The sequence below is a fragment of the Pseudomonas sp. GW823-FHT02C02 genome (assembly GCF_058797635.1).
In genome coordinates this window covers 12,293-37,692 of record NZ_JBXAJV010000022.1, presented here as the reverse complement: position 1 = coordinate 37,692, position 25,400 = coordinate 12,293, and the positions used below count along the sequence as shown (strand labels likewise).

The 25,400-nt window shown below is 56.9% G+C and carries 13 protein-coding genes and 7 pseudogenes; 13 read left to right on the top strand and 7 right to left on the bottom strand.

The features are described 5' to 3' along the window. Positions 1-159 precede the first annotated feature (159 nt). From AC1ROI_RS29380 to AC1ROI_RS29360, 5 genes and pseudogenes are all read left to right on the top strand, one after another. Positions 160-1,446: a TolC family protein gene (locus tag AC1ROI_RS29380; protein WP_256580135.1), complete on the top strand. Its 1,287-nt coding sequence runs from the start codon at positions 160-162 to the stop codon at positions 1,444-1,446. Between the two features lie 88 nt (positions 1,447-1,534). Beyond that, positions 1,535-2,758 carry an efflux RND transporter periplasmic adaptor subunit gene (locus AC1ROI_RS29375; RefSeq protein ID WP_102599685.1) on the top strand — a complete coding sequence of 408 codons (1,224 nt, stop codon included), beginning with the start codon at positions 1,535-1,537 and terminating at the stop codon, positions 2,756-2,758. A 26-nt stretch (positions 2,759-2,784) separates the two neighbouring features. Continuing rightward, positions 2,785-5,952, top strand: coding sequence for a CusA/CzcA family heavy metal efflux RND transporter (locus AC1ROI_RS29370; RefSeq protein WP_102599686.1), 3,168 nt, complete (start codon positions 2,785-2,787; stop codon positions 5,950-5,952). A gap of 142 nt (positions 5,953-6,094) precedes the next feature. Next, positions 6,095-6,295, top strand: a complete 201-nt coding sequence (locus tag AC1ROI_RS29365) for a co-regulatory protein PtrA N-terminal domain-containing protein (protein ID WP_010465926.1) — start codon at positions 6,095-6,097, stop codon at positions 6,293-6,295. 478 nt (positions 6,296-6,773) lie between these two features. Further along, positions 6,774-7,448, top strand: a pseudogene (locus AC1ROI_RS29360) (reverse transcriptase domain-containing protein); the annotation flags it as partial. Between the two features lie 214 nt (positions 7,449-7,662). Here the strand turns inward: AC1ROI_RS29360 and AC1ROI_RS29355 are convergent. After that, positions 7,663-9,102 (bottom strand): recombinase family protein, encoded by a 1,440-nt coding sequence (locus AC1ROI_RS29355; RefSeq protein WP_256580136.1) that lies wholly within the window; start codon positions 9,100-9,102, stop codon positions 7,663-7,665. Between the two features lie 322 nt (positions 9,103-9,424). Here AC1ROI_RS29355 and AC1ROI_RS29350 point away from each other — a divergent pair. From AC1ROI_RS29350 to AC1ROI_RS29320, 7 genes and pseudogenes are all read left to right on the top strand, one after another. Further along, positions 9,425-10,068: pseudogene (locus AC1ROI_RS29350) on the top strand (group II intron maturase-specific domain-containing protein); the annotation flags it as partial. Positions 10,069-10,249: 181 nt separating this feature from the next. After that, positions 10,250-10,582, top strand: coding sequence for a DUF2790 domain-containing protein (locus AC1ROI_RS29345; RefSeq protein WP_010465912.1), 333 nt, complete (start codon positions 10,250-10,252; stop codon positions 10,580-10,582). 773 nt (positions 10,583-11,355) lie between these two features. Then, positions 11,356-11,733, top strand: a complete 378-nt coding sequence (locus AC1ROI_RS29340) for a transposase (RefSeq protein ID WP_158244046.1) — start codon at positions 11,356-11,358, stop codon at positions 11,731-11,733. 82 nt (positions 11,734-11,815) lie between these two features. After that, positions 11,816-12,073, top strand: a complete 258-nt coding sequence (gene tnpB / locus AC1ROI_RS29335) for an IS66 family insertion sequence element accessory protein TnpB (RefSeq protein WP_347359843.1) — start codon at positions 11,816-11,818, stop codon at positions 12,071-12,073. 37 nt (positions 12,074-12,110) lie between these two features. Further along, positions 12,111-13,408, top strand: a pseudogene (gene tnpC / locus AC1ROI_RS29330) (IS66 family transposase); the annotation flags it as partial. A gap of 380 nt (positions 13,409-13,788) precedes the next feature. Continuing rightward, positions 13,789-13,998, top strand: a pseudogene (locus AC1ROI_RS29325) (transposase domain-containing protein); the annotation flags it as partial. A 3-nt stretch (positions 13,999-14,001) separates the two neighbouring features. Continuing rightward, positions 14,002-14,580 (top strand): annotated as a pseudogene (locus tag AC1ROI_RS29320) (plasmid pRiA4b ORF-3 family protein). A gap of 159 nt (positions 14,581-14,739) precedes the next feature. Here the strand turns inward: AC1ROI_RS29320 and AC1ROI_RS29315 are convergent. The 4 genes from AC1ROI_RS29315 to AC1ROI_RS29300 form a co-directional block, all read right to left on the bottom strand. Continuing rightward, entirely contained in the window at positions 14,740-15,150 is a 411-nt protein-coding gene (locus tag AC1ROI_RS29315) for a hypothetical protein (protein ID WP_146013518.1), read from the bottom strand. A 418-nt stretch (positions 15,151-15,568) separates the two neighbouring features. Beyond that, complete coding sequence (locus AC1ROI_RS29310; RefSeq protein WP_102599692.1) at positions 15,569-18,742, bottom strand: efflux RND transporter permease subunit; 3,174 nt, start codon at positions 18,740-18,742, stop codon at positions 15,569-15,571. Between the two features lie 9 nt (positions 18,743-18,751). Then, positions 18,752-19,987, bottom strand: coding sequence for an efflux RND transporter periplasmic adaptor subunit (locus AC1ROI_RS29305; RefSeq protein WP_102599693.1), 1,236 nt, complete (start codon positions 19,985-19,987; stop codon positions 18,752-18,754). Continuing rightward, positions 19,984-21,135, bottom strand: a complete 1,152-nt coding sequence (locus tag AC1ROI_RS29300) for a TolC family protein (protein WP_256580137.1) — start codon at positions 21,133-21,135, stop codon at positions 19,984-19,986. Before AC1ROI_RS29300 ends, AC1ROI_RS29305 begins: the two co-directional genes overlap by 4 nt. A 1,275-nt stretch (positions 21,136-22,410) precedes the next feature. Here AC1ROI_RS29300 and AC1ROI_RS29295 point away from each other — a divergent pair. Continuing rightward, positions 22,411-22,866: pseudogene (locus AC1ROI_RS29295) on the top strand (reverse transcriptase N-terminal domain-containing protein); the annotation flags it as partial. Here AC1ROI_RS29295 and AC1ROI_RS29290 read toward each other — a convergent pair. Together AC1ROI_RS29290 and istA are read right to left on the bottom strand one after the other, a co-directional pair. Then, positions 22,856-23,236, bottom strand: a pseudogene (locus tag AC1ROI_RS29290) (ATP-binding protein); the annotation flags it as partial. The pseudogenes AC1ROI_RS29295 and AC1ROI_RS29290 sit on opposite strands and share 11 nt — an antisense overlap. Next, positions 23,229-24,722: an IS21 family transposase gene (gene istA / locus AC1ROI_RS29285; protein ID WP_173678021.1), complete on the bottom strand. Its 1,494-nt coding sequence runs from the start codon at positions 24,720-24,722 to the stop codon at positions 23,229-23,231. The gene istA and the pseudogene AC1ROI_RS29290, both read right to left, overlap by 8 nt. Positions 24,723-25,400: the final 678 nt, after the last annotated feature.

Below are 25,400 nucleotides of genomic sequence, written 5' to 3'. Positions count from 1 at the left end.
TCATATTGCCAGCCATATGCGTTTATTATTGATTTCCCTATCCTAGTGCATAAAAACACATACGGATCGTCAGATAACGTATTTGTAATTTTTCAGTCACCTTGCTGATAAGTGGAAACTCTATATTTATGCATAGAGAATATTAGCGTTAAAGGAATTATGAAATTGCGTCGGCATAGAAAGTTAACTGCACCCTTGAGCATAAAAAAGGCCTTATTGGTAGTAGGCTTAAGTGGTGTGTTCTCACTGGCAGGCACCTGTTTTGCCGCAGTTTCGTCTTCGCGGACGCTAACCATAGATCAAGCGCTGGAAACGGCTTTTACGAACAATCCCGACTTGGCGGCAGCACAGTGGGAAATTGGTATCGCTCAAGGAGATCGACAACAAGCGGGCTTGATTCCTAACCCCGAGCTGTCCTGGGAGGCTGAAGATACTCGACGAAACTCGCGGACTACGACGGTTATGATCAACCAGCCGATTGAACTCGGTGGCAAGCGTGGGGCCAGGATCGACGTTGCCACCCGAGCCCAGGATGCGGCTGGAATTGAACTGGAGCGCAAACGTAATGTTTTGCGTGCCGATGTCATCCAGGCGTTTTACAGCTCATCGACGGCGCAGCAAAGGTTGCTGTTGGCACGTCAGTCCCTTGAGCTCGCCGAGCGAGGATTGCGTGTTGCTCGGGGGCGTATCGATAGTGGTAAGTCATCTCCCGTGGAAGGTACGCGAGCAGAGGTCCAGCTGTCTGAGGTGCGCCTGGAATTGAGGCGAGCCGAGCGGGATGAGGCCCGTGCCTATCAGCAACTCGCTCAGGTCATGGGGGCACCGTTGCCTGCATTCTCGTCTGTGGGTGATTCAGGCCGGTCGATGCCAACGGTTCCGGAACCTTCACTGCTGCTTAATCGCATCGGTGAAACCGCAGAACTACGGTTGGCAAAGCTGAAAATCGATCAGCGTGAAGCCTCCCTTGGCCTGGAGAAAGCTCAGCGTATTCCGGACCTCACCGTGAGTGTGGGCAGCCAATACGATGAACGGGAACGCGAGCGGGTGAATGTCGTGGGGCTGTCGATGCCCCTTCCGTTGTTCAACCGTAACGAGGGCAATGTACTGGCAGCCGCCCGCCGAACTGATCAGGCCCGCGACCTTCGCAATGCCAGTGAGTTACGCCTGCGCACAGAAATCCAGACCGCTCTGGATCAGTGGATGACCGCGAACACTGAAGTCACGTCGTTCAATCAAACCATCCTGCCTGCCGCGCAAAGTGCCGTCGACACCGCAACCCGAGGGTTCGAAATGGGCAAGTTCAACTTCCTGGACGTACTCGATGCGCAGCGCACCTTGATCAGCGCCCGCACCCAATACATCCAGGCCATTGCAGAGGCGACAGACGCCTGGGTGCGCATTGAGCGAATTTTCGGTGATGTCACCCAGCTCACTCGTACCCCTTGAATTTCATATAACGCTTTTTTTACCGCTGCTCAGCATGGCAGTGCCACGGTAATCCGTGAATGCCGACTGAGCTGCGTGGGGAGTCTCCATGGATAAAAAACAAATCCTTGTCGCCGCACTGACCTTGACGGTGGGCATAGGAATCGGTTCGCTCTGGATGGGTAACACGTCGGCACCGTCCACCGAAGCTCTGGCCCAAGAGGAACAGGGCCACGACGATCACGGCGACGAAGGTGCTGGCAAGGAGTCAGCTGAAGGCAAACATGCCGAAGGCGAAACGGAAGAAGGTCACCTGACACTGAGCGATGAGCAGATCAGCTCGGCCGGCATCCAGTTGGCCGAAGCAAAGGCACAGAACATCAGCCTCTCATTGCCCTTTCCTGGAGAAATCCGCTTCGATGAAGACCGCACTGCGCATGTGGTGCCCCGGGTGCCGGGTGTCGTCGAGTCGGTACATGTCAATCTTGGCCAACCGGTGAAAAAAGGTCAGCTACTGGCCGTGATCGCCAGCCAACAAATTTCTGATCAGCGTAGTGAGCAAGCCGCAGCGCAACGTCGTCTGGAGTTGGCGCGCACCACCTACGAGCGTGAGCGGCAGTTATGGCAGGACAAAATCTCTGCCGAACAAGATTTCCTTCAAGCCCGTCAGGCTCTGCAAGAAGCTGAAATCGCCCTCAGCAATGCCCGTCAAAAAATCAGTGTACTCAGTGGCAGCTCGGTGGCCAGCGGTGGCAACCGGTATGAGCTGCGTGCGCCGTTCGACGGCGTCGTGGTCGAGAAACACTTGGGCCTCGGTGAGGTTGTCAGCGAAACCACCAATGCCTTCACCCTCTCGGATTTGTCGCGTGTGTGGGTAACTTTCGGCGTTTCCCCCAAGGATTTGAACAAGGTGCTGGTGGGCAAGGCAGTCACGGTCAGTGCCCCTGAGTTGAACGCCGAAGTCACGGGAACCGTGGCCTACGTCGGAAGTTTGTTGGGCGAGCAGACCCGTACCGCCACGGTCCGTGTGACCTTGGCCAATCCGCAAGGCGCTTGGCGTCCCGGGCTGTTCGTGACCGTGCTGGTTGACACCGATACCCGGCAAGCGAAAGTCGCAGTGCCAGAAGCCGCAATCCAGACGGTCGAGGATAAGCCAACTGTTTTCGTTCGAACTGATGACGGGTTTAAGGCGCAGCCGGTGGAAATAGGCAGCCGTGCGGCGGGGCTGGTCGAGATCACAGAGGGCCTGGAGCCCGGTGTTCAAGTCGCTGCTGCCGGCAGCTTCATTCTGAAATCAGAGCTGGGTAAAGCCTCGGCTGAACACGCCCACTGATCCGCCATTTCCACGAGAAGGTTCTCATGTTCGAACGCCTGATCCAATTTGCCATCGAGCAACGCATCATCGTGCTGCTCGCGGTTCTACTCATGGCTGGCCTCGGCATCGCCAGCTACCAGAAGCTGCCGATCGATGCCGTACCCGACATCACCAACGTCCAGGTGCAAATCAACACGGGTGCCGCAGGTTTCTCACCGCTGGAGACCGAGCAGCGCATCACTTTCCCCATCGAAACCGCCATGGCCGGCCTGCCCGCTCTTGAGCAGACGCGTTCGCTCTCACGCTCGGGCCTGTCGCAAGTCACGGTGATCTTCAAGGAAGGCACCGACCTGTTCTTCGCCAGGCAATTGGTCAATGAGCGATTGCAGGTGGCCAAGGAACAACTGCCCGAGGGCGTGGAAGCCGTCATGGGGCCGATCTCTACCGGCCTGGGTGAGATTTTCCTGTGGACGGTCGAGGCCGAAGAAGGTGCCGTCAAGGAAGACGGTAGTCCCTATACGCCGACGGACCTGAGAGTGATCCAGGACTGGATTATCAAACCTCAGTTACGCAACGTTCCCGGCGTCGCCGAAATCAACACCATTGGCGGGTTCGCCAAGGAGTACCAGATTGCGCCCGATCCAAAACGTCTGGCGGCTTACAAGCTGACGCTGACTGACCTCGTGACAGCGCTGGAGAGGAATAACGCCAACGTCGGTGCCGGTTACATCGAACATAGCGGCGAACAGTTACTGATTCGTGCGCCCGGCCAAGTAGCGACCACCGACGACATCGCCAATATCGTGATGGCCAACGTCGACGGCACTCCTATTCGCATTAAGAACGTTGCGACCGTGGATATCGGCCGTGAAATGCGCACGGGTGCGGCTACCGAGAACGGTCGTGAAGTCGTGCTCGGTACGGTGTTCATGTTGATCGGTGAGAACAGCCGAACCGTGTCTCAGGATGTTGCTCTCAAGCTGGAGCAAATCAATCGTTCGCTGCCTAAAGGGGTGGCGGCGGTCACCGTCTATGATCGTACCAATTTGGTGGACAAGGCGATTGCCACGGTCAAGAAGAACTTGATTGAAGGTGCGATCCTGGTGATCGCGATTCTGTTCCTGTTCTTGGGCAACATTCGCGCGGCGCTGATCACTGCTATGGTGATCCCGCTCGCTATGCTATTCACATTCACCGGCATGTTCACCAACAAAGTCAGCGCTAACTTGATGAGTCTTGGCGCGCTGGACTTCGGCATCATCGTTGACGGTGCGGTGGTGATTGTCGAGAACGCAATCCGGCGTCTGGCTCATGCTCAACAGCATCATGGCCGTATCCTCACACGCTCCGAACGCATGCATGAAGTGTTTGCCGCAGCCAAGGAAGCCCGCCGCCCGCTGATTTTCGGTCAGTTGATCATCATGGTCGTGTATCTGCCGATTTTTGCCCTGACCGGCGTCGAAGGGAAAATGTTCCATCCCATGGCGTTTACCGTCGTGATCGCCTTGTTGGGCGCCATGCTGCTGTCCGTTACCTTTGTTCCTGCGGCGATTGCCATGTTTGTGACTGGCAAGGTGAAGGAAGAGGAGAACGCGGTCATGCGAGGGGCGCGACGGGCGTATGCACCCGCACTGGATTGGGTCATGAGCCATCGATCGCTGGCATTCGCCATGGCACTGGGCGTCATTGCGGGATGCGGGGTCGTCGCCAGTCGAATGGGCAGTGAGTTTGTGCCGAGCCTCAGCGAAGGGGATTTTGCCCTGCAAGCATTGCGCGTACCGGGTACCAGTCTGACGCAATCGGTAGAAATGCAGCAGCGTCTGGAAAAGCTTGTGTTGGCAAAAGTGCCTGAAGTCGAGCGGATGTTCGCTCGTACCGGTACCGCAGAGATTGCCTCCGATCCAATGCCACCGAACATCTCTGATAGTTATGTGATGCTCAAGCCGAAGGATCAATGGCCTGATCCGGATAAATCCCGGGAGACGTTGATTGCCGAGATCCAGAAAGCTGCGGCCGCTATGCCCGGTAGCAACTATGAGCTTTCCCAGCCTATTCAACTACGTTTTAACGAGTTGATTTCAGGCGTGCGCAGTGATGTGGCGGTCAAGGTCTTTGGTGATGACATGGCGGTGCTGAACAGCACCGCCGCGAAAATTGCCGCGTCCATGCAGAAGATCAATGGCGCCTCCGAGGTCAAGGTTGAGCAAACGACGGGGTTGCCGGTACTGACCATCAACATCGACCGTGACAAAGCTGCTCGTTACGGCCTGAACGTTGGCGATGTACAAGACACCATTGCGGTGGCGGTCGGTGGCCGCCAAGCCGGCACGATGTATGAAGGAGACCGCCGCTTTGACATGGTGGTGCGTTTATCCGACGCCATGCGCAAGGATCTCGAGGAATTGTCCACACTGCTGATTCCAGTGCCGGCGCTGCTCAACGGCAATGACGATCAGATTGGTTTCATTGCCCTTTCAGAAGTGGCAACTCTCGATCTGGTGCTGGGGCCGAACCAGGTCAGTCGTGAGAACGGAAAGCGTCTGGTGATCGTCAGCGCCAACGTGCGTGGACGAGATATCGGCTCGTTTGTACAGGAAGCCAGCAGCGCCATTGATCAAGAGGTGCAGATACCGGCCGGTTATTGGATCAACTGGGGTGGGCAGTTCGAGCAACTCCAATCAGCGGCCAAACGCCTACAGATCGTAGTCCCGGTGGCTCTGCTTCTGGTATTCGCCCTACTGTTCATGATGTTCAACAATCTCAAGGACGGTCTGTTGGTGTTCACCGGGATTCCATTCGCATTGACGGGTGGAGTCATGGCTTTGTGGCTACGTGATATTCCGCTGTCGATCTCGGCGGGTGTTGGTTTTATTGCTTTGTCGGGAGTGGCGGTGCTGAACGGTTTGGTGATGATCGCTTTCATCCGCAATCTTCGAGAGGAGGGGCATTCGTTGGGCTCTGCAATCAATGAGGGAGCCCTAACACGGCTACGCCCAGTGTTGATGACGGCTCTGGTGGCCTCCCTTGGCTTTATTCCTATGGCTCTGGCCACCGGTACCGGGGCAGAGGTCCAACGACCACTGGCTACCGTTGTGATCGGGGGCATCCTGTCCTCAACTGCGTTGACCCTGTTAATACTGCCTGCGCTATATCACTGGGCGCACCGTCGAGATGAGGATGAAGCAGGAGAAGAAAACACAACAACCGAATAGTTCTTTTGGTTTTAAAGCCCGCTGCTGATATTCAGTAGCGAGTTTTTATACTAGTAATAATTACGGATATGTAATCTGAGCGCCACCATGATGACAGGTTCGGATTGATACCCTACTAGCGTTATCTATATGAGGTGTCAGAATGAAACTTACTCAAATATTTCTTCTCGCAGGCGCTTTGGTCCTTTCTTCGTTCGCTTTGGCGGAAGGCGGGGGGGATAGAACTTTTGAGAAGATGATGGCGGCGAAGGATCTGGCAATGGAGAAGTATGTAGCGAGAGAAGGGAAGAAGGCCCCGGTGGTGTCAGGTGATGCTAATGATAAGACGACTAAAGACAGATAGTAGTATCGATGATAAAAAGCTCGTCATCGATAATCGGTGGCGAGTTTTTTGTTGTGCGCCCAGCATGGGCGCAATCTTGTGGGTGAAAGTCCCGCCGTGAGCTGACCACAGCGAACGAAGCGAAGCGCAACTGCATGAGGGCGACCGAGTGTGGGGAGGAAGCGTGAATCGAAACCGCGAGCCGATGGACAAGCACTGGATATAAGGCGATGCCGACCAAGGCGAGCGGGCAACAAATCGAAAAGCTCTTGTGGTCAAAGGGCGGTAACGTAAATCCGGCGGTTGCGCGGGGAAGGATTGCGTTCTTACCTGGGGAGATCTCGCCTCGTGCCTGAAAGGGTGACGGTGCAAGCCGGAGCGAGAAGTCAGCAGAGGCCGTAGTAGTCTTTTTTTTGATGAAGGGCCGAACGAGAGAAAGCGTTATAGGCCATGTTGATGCGAACGACCGGAAGTCAGATGCCTGCCAAACGCGGGGCGGATGGAGATAACGAGCGGTGAAGCCGTGAGAAGTCCCGTCAGCGACGAGGTCAATCGCCCGCAAGATGAATCCGACAACGCAGGGCAAGGGTTGCTGGAACGGGCCTTTGCGAGAGAAAACCTGAAACGGGCGTGGAAACGGGTCAAAGCCAATAAAGGTGCAGCGGGAGTCGATGGTCTGGATATTGAACAGACCGCCGAACATCTCCTGAGCCAATGGGCAGCGATTCGTGAACAGAGCTTCTTTCGGGTGTCTACCGGCCCAGTCCGGTACGGCGTGTGGTCATTCCCAAGCCTGACGGCGGTCAACGTGAGTTGGGTATTCCGACGGTCACCGACCGTTTGATCCAACAAGCGCTGCTGCAAGTCTTGCAGCCACTCCTCGATCCAACTTTCAGTGAACACAGCTACGGCTTTCGCCCGGGACGTTGCGCGCAGGACGCCGTTTTGGCGGCTAGCGGCATGTGTCCTCGGGGCGAAAAGTGGTGGTGGATGTTGATCTGGAGAAGTTCTTCGACCGGGTCGACCACGATATTTTGATGGGCCGTTTACGCAGCGGATTGCGGATCGGGCGGTTATCCGGCTGATTCGGGCGTATCTGGATGCGGGGACGCTGATCAATGGCGTGGTCGAGAAAAGCCGCTGTGGGGCGCCGCAAGGCGGCCCGCTTACGCCGCGTACGATCTTGCATACTTTTCTCTCTGGTGCCGGAGCCAGTCGACGTCTCGCTGGCGTTGAACCCGGGATCCGGATCAACCCGGAATACCACCAAAATTTCGTCCTTATGAATTTCGACACGTTTGACCAGGCCGCGGATAATCTCGCGTTTCGTGACGAAATCGACAGTACCCAATCGGTCATGGACAGCAGCGGCAAACTCTTCGAGACGATTAATTACGAGAAACAGCTCGCGTTGACCCACGCCGTGAGTCCTGAATCTGCTGATCAAGCTGTTCCAGACGGCTCTTCAAGTTTCGCATCTTTGGATCAAAGTCCATTTTGTCGATCATACCTTCGGCATAACTATCGATGAGCCGCGACTTGCCTTTCTCGAGTTGCAGTCGTTGTCGTTCCAGTGCGGCAGTGTCAGGGTTTGTTTTTTCTTTTTCTTCGAGGATTCCCAGCCGACGTTCATATTCATTCTTTAGCCTTCCAGGGTGGGCGAGCAGCTCAACAACCTGCTGCCACACCAGTTCATCAAGACGGTCCGTTCGTATTTGCTGATTGTCACAGACACGTTCGCCACCAAAGCGGTAGGCATCGGTTCCAATGCAACGATAATAGGCATAGTCCCGACGTTGGCCTTTGGCCGCTGCCTTGCTGACCTTTTTACCGTAATAGGCGTAGTGACAATGCCCGCAAACGGTCAAGCCCTGAAGCAGGTAAACAGCACCATGACGGCTCTGACGCGTTCTTCGATTCTCAGCAAGTTGCTCTTGAACCGACTGAAATAACCCTTCGCTGATGATTGCCGGTACGGATATCTCGACCCACTGACTTGGATCCGTGCGTACGGTTGAATAGCCCTTCTTGGGCACCTCGGCACTGTGGCGTTGTGCGCGTATCCGAGGTAAGCGATCACGCGCCTGTGTTTTACCGAAAGCGGCCCGGCCTATATAGGCTGGATTTTGTAATATCCCCCACACGGTACTGCGATCCCAATACGGTTTACCTGAGGCGGTTACGGTGCCTGTTGCGGTAAGGCGACGCACCACTTCGCCAATGCTCAGGCGCTCCATCCCAATCCATTGAAAGATGGCTCTGACCGTCGCCGCTTGCGCCAAGTCGATAACGTACTGTGCGGGTGCGCCATCAAGTTGCTTACGAATGTAGCGATAACCGTAGGGCGCAGTCGACAGCACATTGATGCTGCCGCGTCTGGCTCCATGAAGCTTGCCGCGACGATTGCGCTCCATGATTTTGGCACGCTCATATTCCGCGATCATGCCCTGCATCTGCAGCAGCAACGACTCCTCTGGCGTGACGCCAATGGCATGATTGAGGAACACGACCTGTACACCGCACGCCGATAGTTCTTCCATCAGCAATGCCTGGTGGGCATATTTTCGCGACAGCCGGTCTGGGGACAGGACGTAGAGACGATCTACCAAGCCAAGTGCAGCGCGGTCTCTGAGCCGTTCCAATTGTGGGCGAATCAGCGTCGCGCCGCTGACGCCGGCGTCGATAAAGCACATGTCCTCAACGACTTGGGCGCCATCAGCCACGATCCGCTCCATCAGCGCGGCAATCTGGCTTTCAATCGTGCCGCGTTTAGCCTGTTGGTCAGAGGATACCCGGGCATAGAGCGCCACCATCACAGCCTGGCTCATTGCTCACCTCGCTTGGCAGTACGATGCTTTTTCACAGGGGACCGGGATTGCGACAACTCTGAGGAAGTCCGCGTTTCTGTCGGTTTTAGCTGCTCGTAGACCCTCTCGAGCTCTTCACAAGAGAATCGATTTGGCTCAAAAGCCAGACGAATACGCCAGATCCGTGGTTTTCGGCTCATGACTGAAGTCTCCCGTCAGTGGGGGCGATGACCTCAATGACGAGAACAATCTCGACGTCGGGGCATCCCGCATACCTCGGAGCAAAACTCTCCCTGGCAATGCGCAGCCCCCATTTTATCCGAGAGTTTGCTCTATTGTTGCCGGCGCTCTGTCGCCGTTGCTGGCGAATGTGCTGCTGGACGAAGTGGATCGGGAGCTTGAACGTCGAGGCCACTGTTTCGTGCGTTATGCCGACGATGCGAATGTATATGTTCGCAGCCGAAGGGCGGGGCAGCGGGTGATGGCTTTGCTGAAACGTCTGTATGAAAAGCTGCACTTGAGCGTCAACGAGAGCAAGAGTGCGGTGGCGAGTGCATTGGGTCGCAAGTTTCTTGGATACTCTTTCTGGGCGTCAAAAGAACAGTAGCGGTCAAGGCGCGCAAGCAGTTCAAGCAACGGATACGCGAACTCACCCGTCGCTCAGGCGGTCGCAGTCTGCGACAAGTTGTCGAGAGTCTACGCCCTTATCTTTTGGGCTGGAAAACTTACTTTGGGTTGTCGCAAACGCCGAAAGTCTGGCGAGGGCTGGACGAATGGATGCGACACCGATTGCGGGCAATCCAGCTTAAACAATGGAGGCGCGGTCCGACGATTTACCGCGAGCTGAGAGCGTTGGGAGCCAGCAGCCAAACGGCCCGGAAAGTGGAAGCTAACTCTTATAGTTGGTGGCGTAACAGCCGCTTTGAGCTCAATCGAGTGCTGGATGTGGCGTGGTTCGACAGGCTGGGTCTGGTGCTACTCTCATAACCTCAATCTCTCGAACCGCCCGGTGCGGACCCGCATGCCGGGAGGTGTGGCAGGGGAGCGGCCTATGAAGGCCGCCCCCTATGCCGATTTAGCTGCTTTATTACATATTCGTAATCCTAGCGCCATGCCATCGCAATGCTCTGGTTGATATCCTTTGTTGTAACTCTAGGAGGTATTGGATATGAATTTTTTAAAGGTTATCACCTTCGCTGGGATTCTGGCGACTTCATCAAGCATATTGGCGGAAGGTGGTGGAGACAAGGCCTTTGAAATGATGATGGCTGCTAATGCTAAAGCTATGGAGCAGTATGCCATTAGCCAGGGAAAAAACGCCCCTGTGGCGAAGCAATACGAGTACGGGATGGCGTTGGATGTTGTAAAGGTGATTAGTGTGGTGCGGCCTGCGAAAGTCTGTGCAGTAGTGCCCGCCGCAATGACCTATGAAGATTCAGAAGGGCAGCTAAATACGGTTAAGTACACTGTCGCGGGAGAGTGTCGTCAACGAGGCGGCTAGCAGCTACGCTGCTGTCAGAGGGGTTCATAACACTCGATTCACCTCGTCACTTAAAGTTGTCGGGCGTTTTTTTGTCCTCGAGTTTTGACCGGATCGAGTAGGAGGCGGATTTACATCCGCCGTCCTCTCACGTACATCGACGCCCCCAGTTTGCCGAGCTTTCAATTCGTGCCGACACAGGCGGGGTTGAGATTGCAGCCATACATCCGGACTTTTTGTGAGGCTCTGCCTCTGTCCCTGATGGAATTCGCTGATCGGGCTCTTATCACCACCACGCGCTCGAAGCGCCTGTGAGAGGGCAGAGTTACCCGATCCCGGTCCGACCTGTCTTGCCATCACGTCATGATTGCCTAGGCAACCTTGGAAGTACTCCTTCTAACGCATCATCGCCTGACTCCACCGACCCGGCTATACCCCTGCGACGTCAGGGGTGTAGCCGGGTCGGAATCTGCGGTCATGGGCCAACAGCGCCCAGGCAATCCGGGCATTTTTGTTGGCCTGTGCGAGGGGAGCCTACAGAATTCGGAAAAAATCGTACGCGAAGACTTTCGGACTCTAGCGACGGGCCAGATTCAGGGCTGCCATGACCGTATCAATGAGGGGTTCCAGAATTGCTTTCCTCTCTTCGAAACGGCCATCTGTAAGATCAATCACTTCGTATGTGATATTGCAGCCACCCTGATGGACAGGCGTAACCGTCCGGCCAGTACCCACTCCTGAGAGCCTCCAAAATCAGCAAAAATAGCGTCCATCATTTTTTAGTGGACACTATCTTGGATATTATTGCCCCAGCCCGTCGACCGGGTCACCGCCCCAACTTCCCGCCAGAGTTCAAACGCAAAGTTGTCGAAGCCACGTTCCAGTCTGGCACCTCCGTGTCGTTGATCTCTCGCGAACATGACGCCAATGCCAACCTGGTCTTTCGCTGGCGGCAGCAATATCAAGAGGGCTTGTTCGGCCCGATCAGCCAGAGTGCTACGCTTTTGCCTGTCCAGGTGATCGAGGCGCCAATAGATTTACCGCAAGTCATTCAGTCACCGCCAGAGTGTCATTCCGTGATCGTTGTTGAGGCGGGAAAAGCCAAGCTGCGCATCATTGGCACGCCTGATCTGCCGACCCTGCAACTCATCTTGCAGCAGTTACTGCGATGATTGCTCCTCCCGCTGGAACACGTATCTGGATCGCCGCTGGTGTCACGGACATGCGCCGTGGCTTCGATGGGTTGGCGGCATTGTGCAGACTCAACTGGAAGCCGATCCTTTCTCGGGTCAGATCTTTGCTTTTCGCGGACGGCGCGGTGATCGGATCAAGCTGTTGTGGTGGGATGGCGACGGGTTGTGCCTGTTTTGCAAACGGTTGGAACAAGGACGCTTTGTCTGGCCGCAAGCAACCAGCGGCAGTGTGTCGCTGACGACTGCGCAGTTGTCGATGCTGTTGGAAGGCTTTGATTGGCGCAGGCCAATTCGTACAGCACCCGTTCTCGCGATCTGACTTGCCACGCTGAAAAAATCCCCAGTAACATTCGGTCATGACTCTCGCGACCGACTCCTTGCCGAATGATCTTCAAGCCTCGAAGGCTCTGGTCTCTGCCCAGCGGGCAGAGATTGAGCGCTTGAAAATGATGATCGCCAAGCTGCGTCGTATGCAGTTCGGTCGCAGCTCCGAACAACTGGACGCCATGATCGATCAGCTCCAACTGAGTCTTGAAGAGTTGCAAGTCAGCCAGACCGAACTGACGCCGCCAACCGAACCGCCACCTCGCCCTGTCTCTCGGCGCAAGCCATTACCTGAACACCTGCCTCGCGAAACGCACGTCCATCAGCCCGAATCACAATGTTCTGGTTGCGGTGGGAAACTTCGCCATTTGGGTGAGGACGTGGCCGAAGTGCTGGAATATGTGCCGGCGCGTTATAAGGTGATTCGCCATGTCCGCCCCAAGCTGGTCTGCCGCTGCTGTGAGCACATCGCTCAGGTGCCGGCACCGAGTCACCCGATAGCCCGAGGCCTTGCAGGCCCTGGGCTACTGGCCCACGTGCTGGTCTCCAAGTTTGTTGACCATTTGCCGCTGTATCGGCAATCCGAAATCTACGCCCGTGAGGGCGTGGAGCTGGAGCGCTCAACCCTGGCCGACTGGGTCGGCCAGAGCAGTCAATTACTGCGACCGCTGAACAGCGCCCTGAGCGCCATGTCATGAGCGGCCATAAAGTCCATGCCGACGACACACCGATTGGCGTACTTGCGCCGGGCAACGGCAAGACCAAAACGGCTCGCCTGTGGACGTACGTGCGGGACGACCGACCTGCCGGTGACTCGACACCGGCGGCGGTCTGGTTTGCCTACTCGCCGGATCGCAAAGGCCAGCATCCCCGCGCTCATCTCAAGCGCTTCAGCGGCATCTTGCAGGCTGACGGCTATGCCGGTTTTGCTCAGCTGTATGCGACAGGCACCATTCAGGAAGCCGCCTGCTGGGCTCACGCCCGCCGCAAGTTTTACGATGTCTACAAAGACCAGGCTTCACCACTTGCTGGCGAGGCGCTGCAATGGATTGCGGCCCTGTATGCCATCGAAAGCGAGATCCGAGGACAACCGCCTAATCAGAGAAAAACGGTTCGGCAAAGTCGGGCAAGTCCACTTCTGGAGCACCTGCACGCGTGGCTTAACCAGACGCTGACTCAGTTGTCGAAAAAGTCGACATTGGGCGGTGCAATCCTCTATGCCCTCAACCGGTGGCAGGCTTTAACGCGCTTCTGCGATGACGGCCGAATCGAAATCGACAACAACGCCGCCGAGCGGGCCCTGCGCGCCGTCGCGCTGGGCCGCAATTATCCGCAGTCGGAAATTATGCTCAGTTCGCCCGTGCCCGGTTTTGTGATCGCATAGTCCGCCTGCTTTACGGGTCTACTGGCGCGTTTCGGACACGCCATAATTTTCGGTGGTTTCCAGTAGAGTCCAGTCACCACCCACGGTTATGTTGAAGCCAATCTGGCCATAAAGGAACATGCGCTTGCCACCATCGGCCCACCCGAATCCAAGCGCACGCGCTATCAGCGCCGACTGACGCCCTGCTGAAGTTTCTGGAAAGTCTCTGAAATTATGCAAAGTCGGCAGTGGTGGGCAGCCAGGCGCGCCGCCACCACTGCTGCATACCCGACATAATTTCCGACTGCGGATAATTGCGCTTATGCCAAGCTTCGCATAATCGCTAAAACTACCTGTTTGCCGGTTCCGATGCTGGCGGAGAGCGAGCGGCTGCGATTTACAGCCTGGTGGGTACTGCCAAGCTAAACGGATTGAACCCACAGGCGTATCTGACCTACGTGCTTGAGCACATTGCCGAGCACCCGATCACTCGGGTGAGCGAGTTGCTGCCCTGGAACATTTCTTTGAACCACACTGAACACTGCGAGGCCGCCTGATCCATGGTTAAAACTGTCCGTTTACCCAAACCCGCCCCCGACCTGTTGCTGCTGCGCATTGAGCTGAAGTAGATCACTCCGACGATCTGGCGTCGGTTCGCGGTGCCTGAAAACATCACCTTGGGCTAACTGCACCATGTCATCCAGGTCGTGATGGGCTGGAGTGATAGCCATCTGCATGAGTTTGAAATTGCCGGTGAGAATTACGGTATTCCCGACCCTGATGGCTGGGGGCCGACGGTGAACCCGGAAGCCCGTAAAACGCTGATCAAGGCGCTGAACGGAAAGCGGACATTCAATTATCTCTACGACTTTGGTGACCGTTGGCATCACAGCATCAAGGTCGAAAAAACGCTACCCGCTATTGTCTGTCCTCAGGTGCCGTACTGCATCGAGGGCGCCAACGCTTGCCCACCGGAAGACGTTGGTGGCGGGCCTGGTTATGAGGACTTTCTGGAGGCGATGGCCAACTCCAATCATCCAGAGCATGACGCCATGGTTGAATGGCATGGAGATGCTTTTGATCCAGCGGCATTTGAGTGCGAGCGCGTGAATCAGTGGTTTAAACGGATTAAGGTTTGATTTGCAAGGCGGTGTGGTTCGGACGCTTACGGACAGGCTGTGCAGAATGCGTCCCAGCTCTCCCACCTCGGCATAGCGCAGGTTGTAAGCGACGGAACCGTCTCTGAGGAATTCCCGATCAGCCTTGATTTCTTTCGGCCACATGTGGCGTCCTCCAATTCAGGTTGTGAATGCCCATGTTTCACGGGTGATGACCACAATGGTGACAGCCAAAGCCTCGGACGGGCCTCCCGCGACCAAGCAACGTTTCCATGGCTCAGCCTCAACAGCGGCGTTTTTAGTCGTCGGTTGCACGGCCACAAAGGCTTTGAAACCAAGTGATGACTCTTCGATCTTCACACCCCATTCATAACTGGACGGCAAACCACGATAGCGTAGCGACAGGAGCCGGATCGCATCGTCCAGTTTTTGCGTGGGCTTGAACTGCTGAGACTGAATCCCAAGCAATTGCGCGATCTTGCGGTCTAACAGGTCGGAACCACCCTTGTTTTCGCCACGGGTCAACTCCTTGAGTAGATCGTCCAGGGCCCAGCGTGTTTCTGCGTTCGGTGTGCAACGAGCAGTCGTCACCTCCCGGACGGCCAAGTCGTGACCATCGGGGGCACAATGCTAATCATGACCGCGCGACTCATCTCTGCGGTGGTGGCTGTCAGCAGGAACGACCTCATACTTTCGTAGTCACCAAGGGCACCAACCAGCCACGCAGGCCAGGTAAATAAGGCGAAGCTGGGCGCGATTAAAAATAGATTTCTTAACTAACCAGACAGAACACTAGCCATCTTCAGTCGTGAGTTAGCGGCTCGTCTTGCGCTGTTGTAGATCGCAAACAACTCGACGAAAGCGTCTGAGCCGATTTTAGAGTCTGCCCTGAACAGGTCACCGCAATAGCGTGCAGGGCGACGGTAGATGGTTTGGAGAGGAATAATTTCTTAAGCCCAGCCTCTCCTTTCTAGCCACCGTCTCCCCTCCGTTTCACGCTAGCTTGAGGTCAACCATTTTGCACTGGCTTGGCCACCTCTAATTCTCCATTACGATACAGCAGGTGATACAGAGCTGGCAGCACTAAGAGGGTCAACAGCGTGGACGAAATGATGCCGCCGATCACGACGGTGGCCAAGGGGCGTTGCACCTCGGCACCGGTGCCAACATTGAGTGCCATTGGCACGAAACCGAGGCTGGCGACCAACGCGGTCATCAGTACGGGGCGCAAGCGAGTCATCGCTCCGTTGACGATCGCATCGTGCAATGGCTCGCCATCGGCACGCAGCTTACGAATGAAGCTGATCATCACCAAGCCATTGAGCACTGCCACACCAGACAGCGCGATAAAGCCCACTCCAGTGGAGATCGAGAATGGGATGTCGCGTAGCCACAATGCCAGCACACCGCCTGTCAACGCCAGTGGCACACCGCTGAACACGATGGTGGCGTCTTTCGCCGAGCCGAAGGCCATGAACAGCAGTCCGAAGATCAACAGCAATACCACTGGTACTACTACCGTCAGCCGCTGACTCGCCGAGATGAGCTGCTCGAAGGTACCGCCGTACTCAACCCAGGTACCTACCGGCAGCTCGACCTCTGTAGCGATCCTGGCGCGCAACTCTTCGACGAATGAGCCCAAGTCGCGACCGCGTACGTTGGCAGTGACCACCACGCGTCGTTTGCCATTCTCGCGACTGATCTGATTTGGGCCCAGTTCGGTTACGATCTTGGCGACTGCGCTCAGCGGCACATGTCGGGGTGCGGAGACCAAACCTGCTTCATTGGCGTCTGCTGCTGCGGGTAGGGCGATCGCAAGGTCTGCGAGTACGTTGGGGTCAAGACGCTGGCTGTCATCCAGGCGCACGACGATGTCGAAGCGGCGGTCGCCGTCGAACAACTGTCCGGCGGTGCCGCCACCCAGCGCCACGGACACGGCATCACCCAGATTGACCACTGAAAGACCATACCGCGCCAGTGCCGCGCGGTCGGGGATAATCGTCATCAGCGGCAACCCGGTGACCTGCTCCAGCTTCACGTCTGCCGCCCCGTCTATCCCGGCGGCAATCGCCTCGATATGTGCTCCGACAGTGGCCAGTTGTTCTAGGTCGTCGCCAAAGAGTTTGATTGCAACCTCGGCACGTACACCCGCGATCAGCTCGTTCATTCGCATCTGAACAGGTTGGGTGAACTCGTAGTTGTTGCCTGGGATGGCCCGGACTGCGGTTTCCATTTCTGCGACAAGCGCGGCTTTGGACTTGCGTGGGTCCGGCCAATCGGCGCGGTCCTTGAGCATGATGAAGGTATCGGCGACAGAAGGCGGCATTGGGTCCGTAGCTACTTCGGCTGTGCCAAGCTTGGCGACCACCTGTTCGACTTCAGGAAATGCCTTGATTCGCGCTTCGAGTTGCTCTTGCATGCCGATTGCCTGAGTCAGACTGGTGCCCGGAATACGCAGTGCGTGCAAGGCTATGTCACCTTCGTCCAGGTTGGGAATGAACTCTGTGCCAAGGCGCGTCACCAACATACCGGCCAGTACGGTCAACACGATTGCCCCTGCCACAACGGCCACGGGCATGACCAGAACCTTGTGCAGCAGAGGCGCATAGATACGCTTCAACCCGCGCATGGCCCGGGTCTCATTTTCGTTGACCTTGCCGGCGACGAATTGCGCCACCGCTGCTGGCACGAACGTCAGGGACAGCGTCATCGCTGCGGTCAGCGCCATCACCACGGTAATTGCCATGGGATGGAAGGTTTTGCCCTCGACGCCGGTCAGGGCAAAGATCGGCAGATAAACGGCGGTGATGATGAACAGGCCGAACAGGCTGGGCTTGATGACCTCCGCGCTGGCCGCGGCAGCCAGTTCGAAGCGCTCCTCGCGACTCAGCAGGCGCCCAAGTGCATGCTGGCGTTCGCCGAAGCGGCGCAGGCAGTTCTCGACGATGATCACCGCACCATCCACGATGAGACCGAAGTCCAAGGCTCCCAGGCTCATCAGGTTGGCCGAGACACGGTTGTGCACCATGCCGGTTATGGTCAAAAGCATGGTCAAGGGAATCACCGCAGCGGTGATCAAGGCGGCGCGCAGGTTGCCGAGCAGTAGAAACAGCACGGCTACGACCAGCAATGCACCTTCCACCAGGTTCTTCTGCACGGTGGCGATGCTGCGATCGACAAGGTCAGTGCGGTCATACACGGAGAGTGCACTGATGCCGTCGGGCAGCGTCTCGTTGATCTCCTTGAGCTTGTTCCCCGCACGCTGCGCGACATCACGACTGTTTTCGCCGATCAGCATGATCACCGTGCCAAGCACCACTTCGCGGCCGTCCTTGGTCGCCGCGCCAGTCCTGAGTTCGGCGCCTTCACTGACTTGGGCGATGTCACTGATGCGCAGTGGCAGCCCTTCGCGCATTGCCACCACCACTTCGTTCAGGCCCTCCGCTACACCGATCTGGCCGTGCAGCCGAATCAGGTGTTGCTCGCCGGAACGTTCGATGTAGCCGGCACCTGTATTGGTGTTGTTGCGCTCAACTGCACTGAGCAGATCGTTCAGGGTCAGATCATAGGCAACCAGCTTGGCTGGATCGGGAGAGATGAGAATCTGGCGGACATGGCCGCCGATGGTGTTGACCTCAGTTACTCCCTTGAGATTTCGCAACTGAGGCCGAACGACCCAATCCTGCAGGCTGCGCAGGTCCGTCGAACTCCATGGTGTGCCATCGGCTTTCATTGCGCCGGGTTCGGCTTCGACGGTATACATGAAAATTTCGCCAAGCCCGGTTGCTACCGGCCCCAAGTTCGGCTCCAGTCCTTGTGGCAGCTGCGCTGCGGCTTGCTGCAGCCGCTCGGCGACTTGTTGCCGGGCGAAGTAAATGTCAGTGCCATCCTCGAAGACTACGGTGACTTGGGACAAGCCATAGCGGGAAATCGATCGCGTGTATTGCAAGCGAGCGAGGCCGGCCAAAGCGGTCTCGACCGGATAGGTGACCCGCTGCTCGGCTTCCAGGGGCGAGTAGCCCGGCGCTTCGGTGTTGACCTGCACCTGAACGTTGGTAATGTCGGGCACCGCGTCGATCGGCAGGCGGCCGTAGTTCCAGATGCCGAGCGCAGAAACGCCCAGCATCAGAACCAGGACCAACCAGCGATGCGCTATCGCGGCGCGGATGGTTTTTTCTAACATGGCGCTTCCTCAGTGGTCGTGGCTAGCGCCGGATTTATCGATGTCGGCTTTGATCAAGAAGCTCTGCTCGGTGACGTATGACGTCCCTGGCTTGAGCCCGCTCAGCACCTCCACGTACTCACCATCGCGCGTACCTAGCTCGAGCATCCGTACTTCGTAGGTTTCGCCGATCTGGGCAAATACCACGGTGAAATCGCGAAACCGTTGAAGGCCCGACTCCTTTACCGCTAGCGAGGCCTGGCGCTCATCGAGGGTAACATCGCCTTCCACGGCCATGCCCGGACGCCAGCGGCCATCGGGGTTGGCAATACTTGCGCGAGCGACAACGCTCTGACCACGGGTGGTGAGTGGCAGCAACATATCGATGACGGTCTCTGTTACGGCATCCTGGGTGGCTGCACGGATGCGCACCGGTTGACCGGCGGACACGCGCGAGGCGTTCTCGCCGATCGCGTGCAGTTCCACCCAGACCCTGGACATATCGGCCATCTCGATGAGGGTATTGCCGTCGGCGACGTCGCCGATATTGGTATTGAGTGCCAGTATCACGCCATCGAACGGCGCGGTGATCGTGTAACTGCGCAGACTGTCATTGCCCTCAACCACCACCAACGTTTGCCCACGGCTTACGTTTTGGCCGTGCTGCACCGCAACTGCACGCACGATACCGGGAAAGCGTGCCTTGATTGCCGCGCGACGGTTGGCGTCCAGCACGACATTACCGACCAGACGTACGCTATCGCGTATCACGGCGGGGCCGGCTGCTTCGACCATGACGCCCGCATCCTTCGCGACGCCGGCGGGGATGCTGGTGCGGCCTTCATAGGAAGCGAACTCCCACTGGTGGGTTTTGTCGCCCTGTTTGGCGCTGACCCTGACATAGAACGAGTGAGGCTCGACCACGGTGCCGCTGCCGGTCAAGTAGTCGTTCTCCGGCTGGAAGGTAAAGCGATTGACCTCGCCATCCAGGCGCTCAACTTCGACTGTGGCTTGAATCTCGGATGGATCGAGCGGTGTATCGCCTTGATAGGCGTAGAGCCGATACTGTGGTGGTACGTTGGTTTCGAAGATTGTCACTTCGAGTGCAAAGTTACCCGCGCGCAGCATGCGGCCTCGATGGGGGCCGCGCTCATAGTCAGCATTGGTGGCCGCCTGGCCTTCGCTGGGTTTGGCGGCCGAACTCGATTCGCCACAGCTGACGAGAACAAGGGACAGGGCTAGTACAAGAATAAGACGGTCAATCATGGCGTAGGTCCCGAAGCGACGGCGGTGAGGCGTTCGACTTCAACTAGTAGGGTGTGGTAGCGGGCGGCGGCGTCAATAACGCGAGCACGCTGGTCGAACAATGTGCGTTGAGCCTGGATCAGTTCGGTGAAAGAGGAGCGGCCAGCATCGAAGGCATAGCGAGCGAAAGTGAATGCCTGCTCGGCCTTGGGCACCAGACGCGTACGCAAGGCTTCATATTCGGTACGCGCCTGCGTCAGTTGTTGGTACAGTCCGAACAGTGACTGGTAACTTTCCAGGCGCTGGGCCTCCTGGCGGGACGCCAGCGCCGTAAGCTGTGCATCGGCTTCTGTGATCGCATACGAGGCACGCGGTTTGCTGCCCAGCGGCACAGAAACCGACATGACCAACCCCTGGTCGTTCAGCTCCTCGAACCGACGTACACCGAGGCTGAGGTCGATGTCCGGCTTGGCGCTGACTTGTGCAACCCGACGTTTGGCAGCAATGGTATCGGCCTCAAAGGCCGCCTTGCGCTGGACCAGCGCCATGGGCAAGCGAGCGGCTAGCGCCTCGAAGGTTTCAATCGATGGCAGTACGTGGATATTGCCTTCAACCTGAGGAAAATCGGGCTTGATCGCCCCCCAACTTGCGGCCAGCGCGACCTTGCTGCTCGCCAGATTTCGCTCGGCCGCATCGCGTTTGAGTTCGGCATCGCCCACAACGATCTCTGCTGCACGTAAATCGGATTCAGGATTGCGCGCCGCCGCCACCCCTCGGGCCACCTCGCGACGTGTAGCGTCGGCTAATTCGACCTGCTGGCGCGCGAATTCCAGACGGTGCTGGTTGGCCGCGACTGCGATGAAACGCCCGGTGGTCCGACTGGCGACCTCTAGGCGCGCCATGTCGAAAAGGTGCTGCTGGTGAGCCATCTCTGCCGCCCCCAGTGCTTGCCGGGCAGCCTGCTTACCACCGAGTTCGATGACCCGACTTAGACGGAGCGTAGTTTCAGCGGATTTCAGACCGCTCATGCTGCCGGTGCCACCGACATTTTCCAGATCGACACCGACACTGTATGGCGTTGAGAGACTTCCAAGCTTGGCCCGGGCCTGCACTGCTTGCAGATCGGCCTCATGAGCCGCTATGAATAGATCTGAAGCGAGGCTACGCACTACAGCCTCCTCAAGACGCAATGAATCGGCAGCCATCCCTACAGGGATACTGCAAAAGACCCCGGCAAAAGCCGGTGCCATGAGCCAACGCAGGTTCAAGGAATACCTCCGAATTATCGATAAACAACGCAATGCAGGCAGCCAAAAGCAGCCTGGTGGATGTCATCAGATAATCGGAGGGCGGTAGGGCGGAAGCGGCGCTTCAGAGGGAGGGGAAGACACGACCAGGCGACTCCCAAGAGAGGAAGAAGCCATATCGTTTTGCGTCATCATCACCGGTAGTGGGGGCAATCCCGTTGAGGTCGTGCCTATATCGTGTGCATGTAAAACCACGTCACCCACAGGCTCTGAAGGCCCCGAGTGATTATCGTGCTCGAACGAGGCAACGCTGGCTGGCGCGATTTCGTGACCATGTTCCACAGCCCCGCCTGTATGGGCATGAACCTTCCCTGACGGCAGTGCCGCGCAGGCTATTGCCAGCAGCAGCAGCAACATACTGGCTAGCCGCCCGATGGGGCGTCTAATCCAGAGGTGCAGGGATTGATGGAAGGCTCGCATAGTCATCCGGCTATCATGCCCTAGAGCGCGGATTGTTTACAACTCCGTCTGTGTCACCTAGGGGGGCGTTCTCATTGGGGAGCCTACAAAATTCGGAAAAAACCGTACGCGTGCGACGTGAAGTCGCACCAGTTATTGTTTCACCTCGATAGAGGTAGTGAGACTCGTTGTTCCCTCAACGGTAGCCTACCGGTGCAGGCGAAGCTGGCAACGGCTTGGTCTGAAGCCAACGGGACAATGAAGTCCTTCGAAAGAGAAGGAAAAGCCGCGAGGTGATTCCAACCGCTACCAGCATCAGGTGGCGAGGATGCTTGGCTGGATAATATGACCAACATAAGTGAACTGTTGATAAACCTCGTTATTTTTAACAAGCCAAAGATGCTGACAGGCTGGGACCAAAAGGTGAGTGGTGGGTTGCTCGATTACGTACTGCGGGCACAGGGACAAAAACATCACCGGGGGAAAGACAGGGTCTACGTTATTCATGTAACTGGTGTGGAACACGGTAAACCCATATTTCTGCCCAGAACATCGGGCAAGCGAACTGCAAGGAACGCTGATGGAGGTGTGGGTAGAGGATTGAGGAAAAAGCAAATTGCCGCCCTGTAATCGGGTGGATAGGGGTGAAAATAACATCTCACGCGAAAGCGGGCAGACTTCCTCATGGTCTCTCTTCACGAGAGAGTTTCCAGAACCATCTAAACGGAAGGAGAGCAAATGAGTGCAGCGACACTGGCACGTGCACCTTCTGGCGTGACGTGGGACGGCATCAATTGGGCCGATGTCCAGCGTCAGGTAAGAGGGCTGCAAGCACGTATAGTGAAGGCAACACAGGAAGGCAGACATAACAAGGTGAAAGCCCTGCAATGGCTGCTGACTCACTCGTTTAGCGGCAAAGCACTGGCTGTCAAACGGGTGACTGAAAATAAAGGCAAGAAGACTCCCGGCGTGGACAAGGTCACATGGAAAACGCCGGTGGCAAAGGCCAACGCGATAGCGTCGTTGAAGCGGCGAGGTTATTCGCCACTTCCACTTCGGAGAGTGTTAACTCCGAAGAAAAACGGTAAGACAAGGCCCCTCGGTATTCCGACAATGAAATGCCGCGCCATGCAAGCGCTGTATCTGCTGGCGTTGGAACCAATTGCCGAAACTACCGCTGATCGCGTTTGTTATGTGTCGTGATCCCGGACACGGCCAATGCGGTGGCCAAGTGCGTTTTGCCTGTTCCAGGCCCGCCGATGAACACCACATTTTGCGCGATATCTGTGAACTCCAGGCTGGACAGATCCTTGACCAGGCGGGCGTCTGCGCTGGAAGCGCTGAAATCAAAACCTGCCAAGTCACGATGCATGGGCAGTTTGGCCATGTTCATCTGATGATTTACAGACCGTACGGCACGATCTGCATGTTCCTGTTGAAGCAGATGTTCGAGCAGCCATTTCGACGACACCGTAGAGGCTTCTCCTTGGGAAGCCAGTTCTTCCCAGGCATTGGCCATGCCATGCAAACGCAGCTCTTTGAGTTCCTTCATAAGATCACGCATTGCGGGTCTCCTCATCGGTGGTACGGAGCCGGTCGTAACGCGCCGTATTGGCGACAGGCGCTATCTTGAGTTGGAGGCTGGTTTCGGCGGACGGAGGGGCTGCTGTCGATGTCAGTCGAGCCACGACATTCAGAATGTGATCAGCGCTCAAGCTGCCTGACTCAAGTACCAACTCCACCGCCACCAACACGGCATCGAGCCCGACGATGGGAACCGCAGCCAGTACCTGCGTCATGACTCGATCACCATTGGTGTAACGTCTCAGGCCTTGTTTGAGCAGGCGTAATGGCTTCGGTAGATCGGCAAAGGGCGCGCCATTGCGCAGCGCTCCGGGCTTTCGCTCAATGAGCGGGATGTAATGCTGCCAGTCAAAACTAACTTGATCTCGATCAAAGAGACGCTCGTGACAGGCAATCATTGTTTCATCGGCGATGACCACAATCCGGGAAGGATACAGGCGGCTGCTGACCCACTGGCCGACCCGCTCACAAGGCACCGAGTAGCGATTTCGCGCCACGCTAACCAAACAGGTGCTGGACACCCGCACGGTGCGTTCGACGTAGCCATCGAAGGCGGTCGGCATCGGCATCATTTCGACCCTCTCCAGCTCCAGGACTTCCGCCACCGTCAGCCCGTTGTACTGCGGGTGCAGCAGTTCCCCCCAGAGCGCACGACAGCGTTGGCCGAGCCAGGCATTAAGCTCTTCGAAGGTGCGGAACATGCAGTCTTGAGCATCGAGCCAGATGCGTCGCCGGCTGTCTTGGACGTTCTTTTCGACGATCCCTTTTTCCCAACCCGAGGCCACGTTGCAGAAGTCCGGGTCGAACAGGTAGTGCGCACACATCACTGCAAACCGGGCATTGACCGTGCGGCCTTTACCCTTATTGACCTTGTCGACAGCGGTCTTCATGTTGTCGTAGATACCACGACGCGGCAGCCCACCTAACGCGCCAAACGAGCGGGTATGGGCATCGAACAGCATCTCGTGGCCTTGGCTGGGATACGCAACCAACCAAAATGCGCGACTGGCGCACAGTTTCATGTGGGAGACCTGGACGCGTCGAAACAGGCCGCCGATCAGCAGGCCTTCTTCGCTCCAGTCAAATTGAAAGGCCTCACCGAGTGCGAACGTCAACGGTACAAAGGCACGTAAAGATTTGCCTTGCTCACCGCGCCACGAGCGTATGAAGGCGGTTAGCTGGCTGTAGCCGCCGTCGTAACCCTCGGCCTTGATCTGCGCGAAAAGTGCTTTGGCGCTCCTGCGGTTGTGCTTCGCCCGAAACGAATCGGCCTTGAGCGCCTGCTCCAGCGTCTCGTGAAAAGGACTGAGTTTGTTGAGGACTGCGCGCCGCTGGTACGCCGGCTGAGTTGCTTCGGATGCTCTGACCCATTTTCGGATGGTGTTTCTCGACAGCCCGGTACGCTTGGCTATCTGATGCAGCTTGTTGCGAAAATACATCCGCCGAATTTTGCCCATCATTTCCATGCTGATCACCCTGTGTTCTCCTGCTCAAAAATTGAGCAGAAGCAGTTGAACACCTGGGTCAGTTTTCAGTCGGCAGAACAGCCTCTACTGGGTCAGTTTTCGGTCAGCGGCAACATGCCTGGGCCACATTACGCATAAAATGTGGCTGAGCACATTTTATGCGGTAGTTCCGCACGTACGGATCTGTGCAGGGGGTGGCAGGTGACTGCCATTCCTACCGCGACCGGAGTAACAGTCCTCTTTGGGAGAAATTTCTGCATTTCGGTATTCAACGAGACTCTGACGCCTACCAGCGGCATAACCTGTTCGGCCCTTGGTGACGAGGTTAACCGCCACTTACTATGGCTTCGGCTGACTTCTGCACGCTCATCCCGTCGCCTCTCGACGCCCGGTAGCACAATGTCAAACGTACAGATCTCCCAGGGTAATTCGCGCGACCTTCCTGCTTATGCCTGTCGGATTTACGTCACAGCGTTCCGTGCAAGTATTGGGCTTTAACGGTTTGGGCCGCCTTACCCCGCTGTGCCGCCTCTATCCGCTTCCTGTTCGTCAGGCCAGCATTTTGCCTCGGGCTTCCTTCAGATTCGCAGTCGCCCGCGACACCCTTGCCTCCGGCTAACACTTCCCCTTGCCGGGTGTGTAGAGGACTTTCACCTCCAAGTCACCAGCGTGGCCACC